Source organism: Komagataeibacter nataicola (assembly GCF_003207795.1).
In the GTDB taxonomy this organism is placed as follows: Bacteria; Pseudomonadota; Alphaproteobacteria; order Acetobacterales; family Acetobacteraceae; genus Komagataeibacter; species Komagataeibacter nataicola.
The window spans coordinates 211,046-217,858 of the sequence record NZ_NIRT01000002.1 but is presented as its reverse complement, the minus strand read 5'-3'; the positions used below and the strand labels follow the sequence as shown (position 1 = coordinate 217,858).

The window sequence follows — 6,813 nt, the reverse complement described above, 5'->3', positions numbered from 1 at the left end:
CGACGGCGGGAGCCGGCGGCGGCGGCGGCGGCGCGTTGTTGAACGCGTAGCGGACGCCTACGATGAACTGGTGGTTGAAGCGGTGATCGAAGCGTACGCTCTCGCCGTTATCAGCCTTGATGGTGCCCATGCCGAAGGACTCGACCTGGCCAACCATGCGGTATTCGGTGGTCATCTGCAGGCCGGGCACGCCCGGAATGTCATAGGCCGCACCGACGATACCCTGATAGGCGAAGCTGCCATTGGTGCCGTGCAGGCGGGCGTTCGGGCTGCTCGCGCCATTCATGGCGACCATGGTGCTGCTGTTCACGTTCTGCCACAGGTAACCGGCACCGACACCGACGAACGGCGTGACAGGCACATCGATGTTGAACAGACGCTTCAGGTCGATGTCATACAGGACGTTGATGAAGCCGCCATAGGAGCGGTCGCTGCCCTTGTCGCTACCGCTCTTGCGATAGATTTCCGACCAGTTATACGCGCCTTCAACTTCAGCGCGCAGGCCGTTGCCAAAGCCCCAGCCAACCGAGCCGAAGCCGGTCCAGCCATGACGGTGGCCAACGCGACCTTCACCATGGCCATCATCCGTGCCGCCGGGGCGCATGTGCTGGGTCTGGGTCAGGTTGTAGCCGCCGCCGATATCGACATACGGGCCGGTGATGGTCGTGGCCTTGGCTGCGAACGGTGTCGCTGCCAGCAGGCTGGTTGCCAGTAACGCTGCGCGAAGACGCATGTTTCAGTCCTTAATCTGTTGTTGCAGGGCAGAGCCCCGTCTTGTGATCGGGCAATGGGATTTGCCCCGAGACAGGGCAGCCTGAGATTACCCGCAAGCTATGAAGCGGGGATTAGCCTGTCTGGCCCGGCTTGAGAATGGGCAAAATGCGCCATGCGGAATAGGTGTGGCAAAAAAAACACATATCTTTCAGTCCTCTTTGCGACAGTCTATAAAAAACCCTGATTTTATAAGGATTTTTTTGAACAGCTTTCTTAGTCCCCCGTATTTTGCATAGGACAATGGTGTAAACGGAAGGTCTTTTTCAACCCGTTTCGAGACCGGAAACGGATTCTCCGGCACGCGGCGTGTGCGGATGCGCCCCGTGTCGGATTCTCCATTTTTTTCAATATATTGCAGGCAGGTCTAGTGCAGGATGATTTCCACCCGGCGGTTCTGCGGTTCGCGCGTATCCGGGCCGGTCTGCACGAGGGGGTGGGCCTCCCCGTAGCCATGGATGTCGATGGCGTTGGCGGGCACGCCATCACGGATCAGTTCCGCCTTCACGCTGTCCGCCCGGTGCAGGGACAGGCCAAGATTGTATTTCTCGCCACGCGGGCCGGGATGGGCGGCGGAGTTATCGGTATAACCGTTTACTTCAAGCCGGGTGGTCTGCACATGGGTGGAGGCCGTCGCCGCCTGCGCCACGATTGCGCGCGCACGCGGGGTCAGGGCCGCGCCATCCCAGTCGAAGAACACCAGGTAGGTGCGGGCGGCGACCGGCGCGGGTGGCACGATTGCGGGTGCGGGCGGCGGGGGTGGTGGCGCGTTGTTGAACGCATAGCGCACGCCCACGATGAACTGGTGGTTGAAGCGCTGGTCGTAACGGATGGAATTGTGGTCACTCGCCGGTGTGTTGGCGGGATTGTACACGGTCTGGTCCAGATTGCCCGTGTTGAAGGATTCCACCTGACCGATCATACGGTATTCGGTGGTCATCTGCAGCCCCGGCACACCGGGAATGTCATAGGCGGCACCAACAATGCCCTGATAGGCAAAGCTGCCATTGGTGCCGCTGTGGCGCACGTTTATCATGCTGTTGTTGATGGGCGTTGCATCATTGACGGTCTGCCACAGATAGCCCGCGCCCACACCGATGAAGGGCGTTACAGGTACGTCGATGCCGAAGAGGCGCTGGAGATCAATGTCATACAGTACGTTGACAAAGCCGCCATAGGAGCGGTCGGCGCCATCGGTCTTGCCGTGGCCGCCATTGTAGGATGTGGTGGTGTAGCGGGTCGTTTCCGACCAGTTATAGGCGCCTTCCACTTCCACACGCAGGCCGTTGCCGATGCCCCAGCCGAAGGAGGCGAACCCGGTCCAGCCATTGCCATGATGCATGCGCTCGCGTGCATTGCTGCCCGCGTCGAGCTGCTTGTCCACGAACGCATTGGCACTGGCGGGCAGCCCGGCTCCTGCAAGCCTGTTCAGGGCCGAATTGTTTTCCTGCACGCCCTGCCCGTCATAGGCGTGCATGTGCTGGGTCTGGGTCAGGTCATAGCCACCGCCGATATCGACGTAAGGCCCGGTGATTGTCGTGGCCATGGCGGCCATGACAGGGGTGGTTGTCAATGCAGTCGCCAGCAATGCCGTGCGAAGACGCATGTTCCCGTCCTTGATGCTTGATCAGACGCCTTCTTTATTTGGTGGAGATGGGGGCATGTTCCACACTGGCCTGATACGGGTTGATCCGGGCGGCGTGTGTGCCGCCATTCCAGTGCCAGCGGGATGTCAGGGGAGGGTGCGCAGTCACGTTCATCCGCATCAATCCATGGCAGGATCGTTTTGCGGGGCAAGGGTTGAAATAAGGTAAATGTGTCGGCGCGCCGTGTCGTGCGAGCGGGCCTGTGACCGGAATATCACAGGCCTGGGCCGCGCATCAGGCGGGGTGCGTCAGGGCGTGCAGCCATCCGCGCGCAGCACCTCGAGCACGCTCTCATCGGGCACGTCGCGGCAGGTAAAGGCCCGGCCAATGCCGCGCACCAGCACGAAGGACAGGCGGCCATCGCGCATTTTCTTGTCGCGCTGCATGTTGTGCACCAACTGGGCTGCGGAGAAATTGCGCCCCGTATCGCCTATGCGCGCGGGCATGGACAGGCGCTCGAGGTGGGCCGTAACACGATCCAGATCCTCGGCCGGGCAGTAGCCCAGCCGGACCGACAGCATGAAGGCGAGCCGCAGCCCGATCGAGACCGCCTCGCCATGCAGCAGGCTGCCGTCATAGCCCATCTCGGCTTCCAGCGCGTGGCCGAAGGTATGGCCAAGGTTGAGCAGGGCGCGGCCATCGGTCCTGCGCTCCTCGCGCTCATCGGCCACCACCACGCGAGCCTTGAAGGCGCATGCCAGGCGGATGGCCTCGGCCTGCATGGCCGGATCACCCGCCAGCACGGCCGCACCGTGGCGCTCGCACCAGTCAAACAGCCCCGCATCACCCAGCAGGCCGGATTTTACGATCTCGGCGTAACCGGCCTTCAGTTCCCGCACGGGCAGGGTGGCCAGCGTGGAGGTATCGGCCAGCACCGCGATGGGCTGGTGGAACGCGCCGAGCAGGTTCTTGCCGAAGGGCGTGTTGATGCCGGTCTTGCCACCGACTGACGAATCCACCTGCGAAAGCAGCGTGGTCGGAATCTGCACAAACGGCAGGCCGCGCAGCGTGGTGGCCGCGCAGAACCCCGAAAGGTCGCCCACCACGCCCCCGCCCAGCGCCACGACCGTGGTGCCGCGCTCGACATGGGCCTCGAGCAGGGCGTTGGTCACGTGCTCGTACTGGCTGATGTTCTTTGAGCCCTCGCCGGGCGGGATGGTGATGGTCTCGGCGCGGATGCCGGTCTCCGCCAGGGCTTCAAGCAGGCGGGGCAGGTGCAGGGGCGATACGGTTTTGTCGGTAATCACCATCACGCGCTTCTGGGGCAGCACCGGGGCCAGCAGCGCGCCCGCGCGGCGGATCACGTCGGGGCCGATCAGCACCTCGTAGCTGGCGCGGTCGAGCCGTACGGGCACGCGCAGGGGCTGCTGGTTGTGCTGCAGGGCGTGCAGCACATGGTCGGCGCTGTGTTCCACGTTGTCATCTCCACAATCAACGATAATGTCCGCTTCCGCATAGACCGGATGGCGCAGGCGCATAAGGTCGGCCAGCACCGCATGTGGTGTTGCGTTGTTGAGCAGCGGGCGGTGCGTGCGGTCGGCCACGCGCTGCACCAGCACGTCAAGCGGGCAGCGCAGCCAGATCGAGACGGCATGCTCGCGCACGCTCGCGCGCGTGCGCCCATCCATGAAGGCCCCGCCGCCCGTAGCCAGCACCACCGGCGGACCGGACAGCAGGCGGCGGATGACCAGGCGCTCGCCCCGGCGGAACTCGGCCTCGCCATAGCGCTGGAACAGGTCGGCTATGGTGCAGCCGGCGGCACGTTCGATTTCCTCATCCGAATCGACAAAGGGCACGCCCAGCCGCGCGGCCAGCAGGCGGCCGATCGTGGTCTTGCCCGCGCCCATAAGCCCGACCAGCACGACGGTGCGCCCGCTGCCCGGCTGCCGGGGGCTGGCGGGGCCAACGGCGTTCAGGTCAAGGGGGATGGCAAGGGATGCGGGCTCCGGCTGGGGCCGGGTGGGGGGAATCTGGCGTGACATGCCGCGCAACCTAACATACAGCAGGACAGGACCGGTAGAGTCCGTGGTCAGGGCCAGCCCCGCGTGGGTGAGGCAGCACGCTTGCGCGCGCCTGGTCCGGGGGCACCGGGGGTTTGCAGCATAGGAAAGCGGTTGAATGATCCGTATTGTTATTGCCCTGGCCAGTGTTCTGACCCTGTGCGTGATAGGGGGCTTTTTCGCGCTCGGGGCTTTTCCGCCCGCGCTGGTGCAGGAGGATGTGCACAAGGACGTGCCATTCGCCGCCCCGCCGCCGCCAGCCGCCCTGCCGCCACTGGGCGCGCCCGCCCCGCTGCCGGTAGCGCCGCTGGCTCCGCGCTGAGCAGGCGGGGGGCAGGGTGAGCGCAGGCGGCGTTGATGCCTTTATCGAGATGCAGGCGGCCGAGCGTGGGGCGGCGCTGAACACCATCCGCGCCTATACCCGCGACCTTGCGGATATGAATGCTGCCTTGCGCGCCCGGGGCATGACGCCGCTCACGGCGGGCGAGAGTGATCTGCGCGACTATCTTTCGGGGCTTGCGCGGCAGGGACTGGCGGCACGCACGCAGGCGCGCAGGCTGTCATGCCTCAAGCAGTATTTCCTGTTTCTGGCCCGCGAGGGCATGCGGCCCGACAACCCCGCCGCCCTGCTTGAAGCGCCCCGGCTTGATACGCCGCTGCCGCGTTTCCTGTCAGAGCCCGAGGTTACGGAACTGCTGGCCGCCTGCGTGCCTGAGCCGGATGCCACACCCGCGCGCAGGCGCAGGCTGATGGTGGCGCGCGCGGCGCTTGAAATGCTCTATGCCTCGGGCCTGCGTATATCGGAACTGCTGTCGCTGCCCCGCCGCGCGCTTGATGCGGCGCCAGGCATGATGCTGGTGCGCGGCAAGGGCGGGCGCGAGCGGATGGTGCCCATGTCGGCCCGCGCGCGTGAGGCGGCACGCGCGCTGATGGCGCTTGATGCCGGGCGCGGGAGCCCGTACCTGTTTCCCGGCCGGAGCGCGCGCCAGCCCATGACCCGGCAGGGATTCGACCGCATCCTGCATGATGTCGCGCTGCGCGCGGGGCTGGACCCGCAACGCCTGTCGCCGCATGTGCTGCGGCATTCCTTCGCCACCCATCTCCTGGCCCATGGGGCGGATCTGCGGGCGTTGCAGGTGTTGCTGGGCCATGCGGATATCGCCACCACCCAGATCTATACCCATGTCATGCTCGACCGCCTGCGTGATGCCGTGGCCCAGCACCACCCGCTGGCGCAGGTACAGGACAGCGCGGGTTAAGGCGCTGCCAGACATCAGGGCAGTTGAAAACCGGCCAGGCCATTATGGCGCGATGCGGTTTGCAAGGCGTGTCGCCCGCCCCCGGCAGGCGGGGCGGAATGGACAAAAATGCATGGCAGGCCGAATTCCATGCGCGAAAATGTTTGGCTGGCACGCAGGCTGTGCTATCGGCAGCGCATGCGCCAGTTTCTAGATTTCGAAAAGTCGGTCGCCGAGCTTGAGAACAAGATCGACGAACTTCGCAGGATGTCCGGTCCGGACGGGATCAACATCGCGGAAGAGATCACCCGGTTGAGCGAAAAAGCCGACCGGCAGCTGCGTACGGCCTACGCCAAGCTGACTCCGTGGCAGAAGGTGCAGGTGGCCCGCCATGCCCAGCGCCCGCACACGGTCGATTACATCGATGCGCTGATTACCGAATTCTCGCCGCTTGCGGGTGACCGGCTGTTTGGCGATGACAAGGCCATCATTGGCGGCGTGGGCCGGTTCAATGACCAGCCCGTGGTGGTGATCGGCACCGAGCGCGGCGCCGAGATCGAGACCCGCCTCAAGCATAATTTCGGCATGGCCCGGCCCGAGGGCTACCGCAAGGCCCAGCGCCTGATGAAGCTGGCGGGGCGATTCGGCCTGCCGGTCCTGACCTTTATCGACACATCGGGCGCGTGGCCCGGCATCGATGCCGAAGCCCGTGGCCAGGCGGAAGCCATTGCCCGCTCCATCGAGACCTGTCTGAACGTGCCGGTGCCTGTCATCGCCACCGTGATTGGTGAGGGTGGCTCTGGCGGCGCCGTGGCCCTTGGCGCGGGTGACCGGGTGATGATGCTCGAGCACGCCATCTATTCCGTCATCTCGCCCGAGGCCTGCGCCTCCATCCTGTGGCGCGATCCCAAGCAGGCCTCCACCGCAGCCGATGCGCTCAAGATCACCGCGCAGGATCTGCTCCAGCTGCGGCTGATCGACCGGATCATCCCCGAGCCGCTCGGTGGCGCGCAGCGTGATCCCAAGGCGGCCATCCGCGCGGTGGGTGACGCCATTGCGGCTGAACTGCCCGACCTGCTGGCAAAGGATCCGGTACTGCTCAAGGCACAGCGCCGCGAGAAATTCCTCGCCATGGGGCGTGAAGCCGTCGCATGACGG

General features: G+C 65.1%; 6 protein-coding genes. 3 read left to right on the top strand and 3 right to left on the bottom strand.

Annotated features, from left to right (window positions below; all coding sequences use genetic code 11):
• From CDI09_RS02390 to aroB, 3 genes are all read right to left on the bottom strand, one after another.
• Window positions 1-733 (bottom strand): outer membrane protein (locus CDI09_RS02390; protein ID WP_110571168.1); only part of this gene is annotated, 733 nt, incomplete at its 3' end.
• 405 nt (window positions 734-1,138) lie between these two features.
• Window positions 1,139-2,377 carry an OmpA family protein gene (locus CDI09_RS02385; RefSeq protein WP_078526577.1) on the bottom strand — a complete coding sequence of 413 codons (1,239 nt, stop codon included), beginning with the start codon at window positions 2,375-2,377 and terminating at the stop codon, window positions 1,139-1,141.
• A gap of 288 nt (window positions 2,378-2,665) precedes the next feature.
• A complete protein-coding gene (gene aroB, locus CDI09_RS02380) occupies window positions 2,666-4,399 on the bottom strand; it encodes a 3-dehydroquinate synthase (protein WP_078526579.1) in 1,734 nt (577 codons plus the stop codon).
• A 136-nt stretch (window positions 4,400-4,535) separates the two neighbouring features.
• On the opposite strand from aroB, the gene CDI09_RS02375 reads away from it, so the two are divergent.
• From CDI09_RS02375 to CDI09_RS02365, 3 genes are all read left to right on the top strand, one after another.
• A complete protein-coding gene (locus CDI09_RS02375; protein WP_078526581.1) occupies window positions 4,536-4,739 on the top strand; it encodes a hypothetical protein in 204 nt (67 codons plus the stop codon).
• Between the two features lie 16 nt (window positions 4,740-4,755).
• Window positions 4,756-5,676, top strand: coding sequence for a tyrosine recombinase (locus CDI09_RS02370; RefSeq protein ID WP_078526583.1), 921 nt, complete (start codon window positions 4,756-4,758; stop codon window positions 5,674-5,676).
• A gap of 177 nt (window positions 5,677-5,853) precedes the next feature.
• Window positions 5,854-6,810, top strand: a complete 957-nt coding sequence (locus CDI09_RS02365) for an acetyl-CoA carboxylase carboxyltransferase subunit alpha (RefSeq protein WP_078528051.1) — start codon at window positions 5,854-5,856, stop codon at window positions 6,808-6,810.
• Window positions 6,811-6,813: the final 3 nt, after the last annotated feature.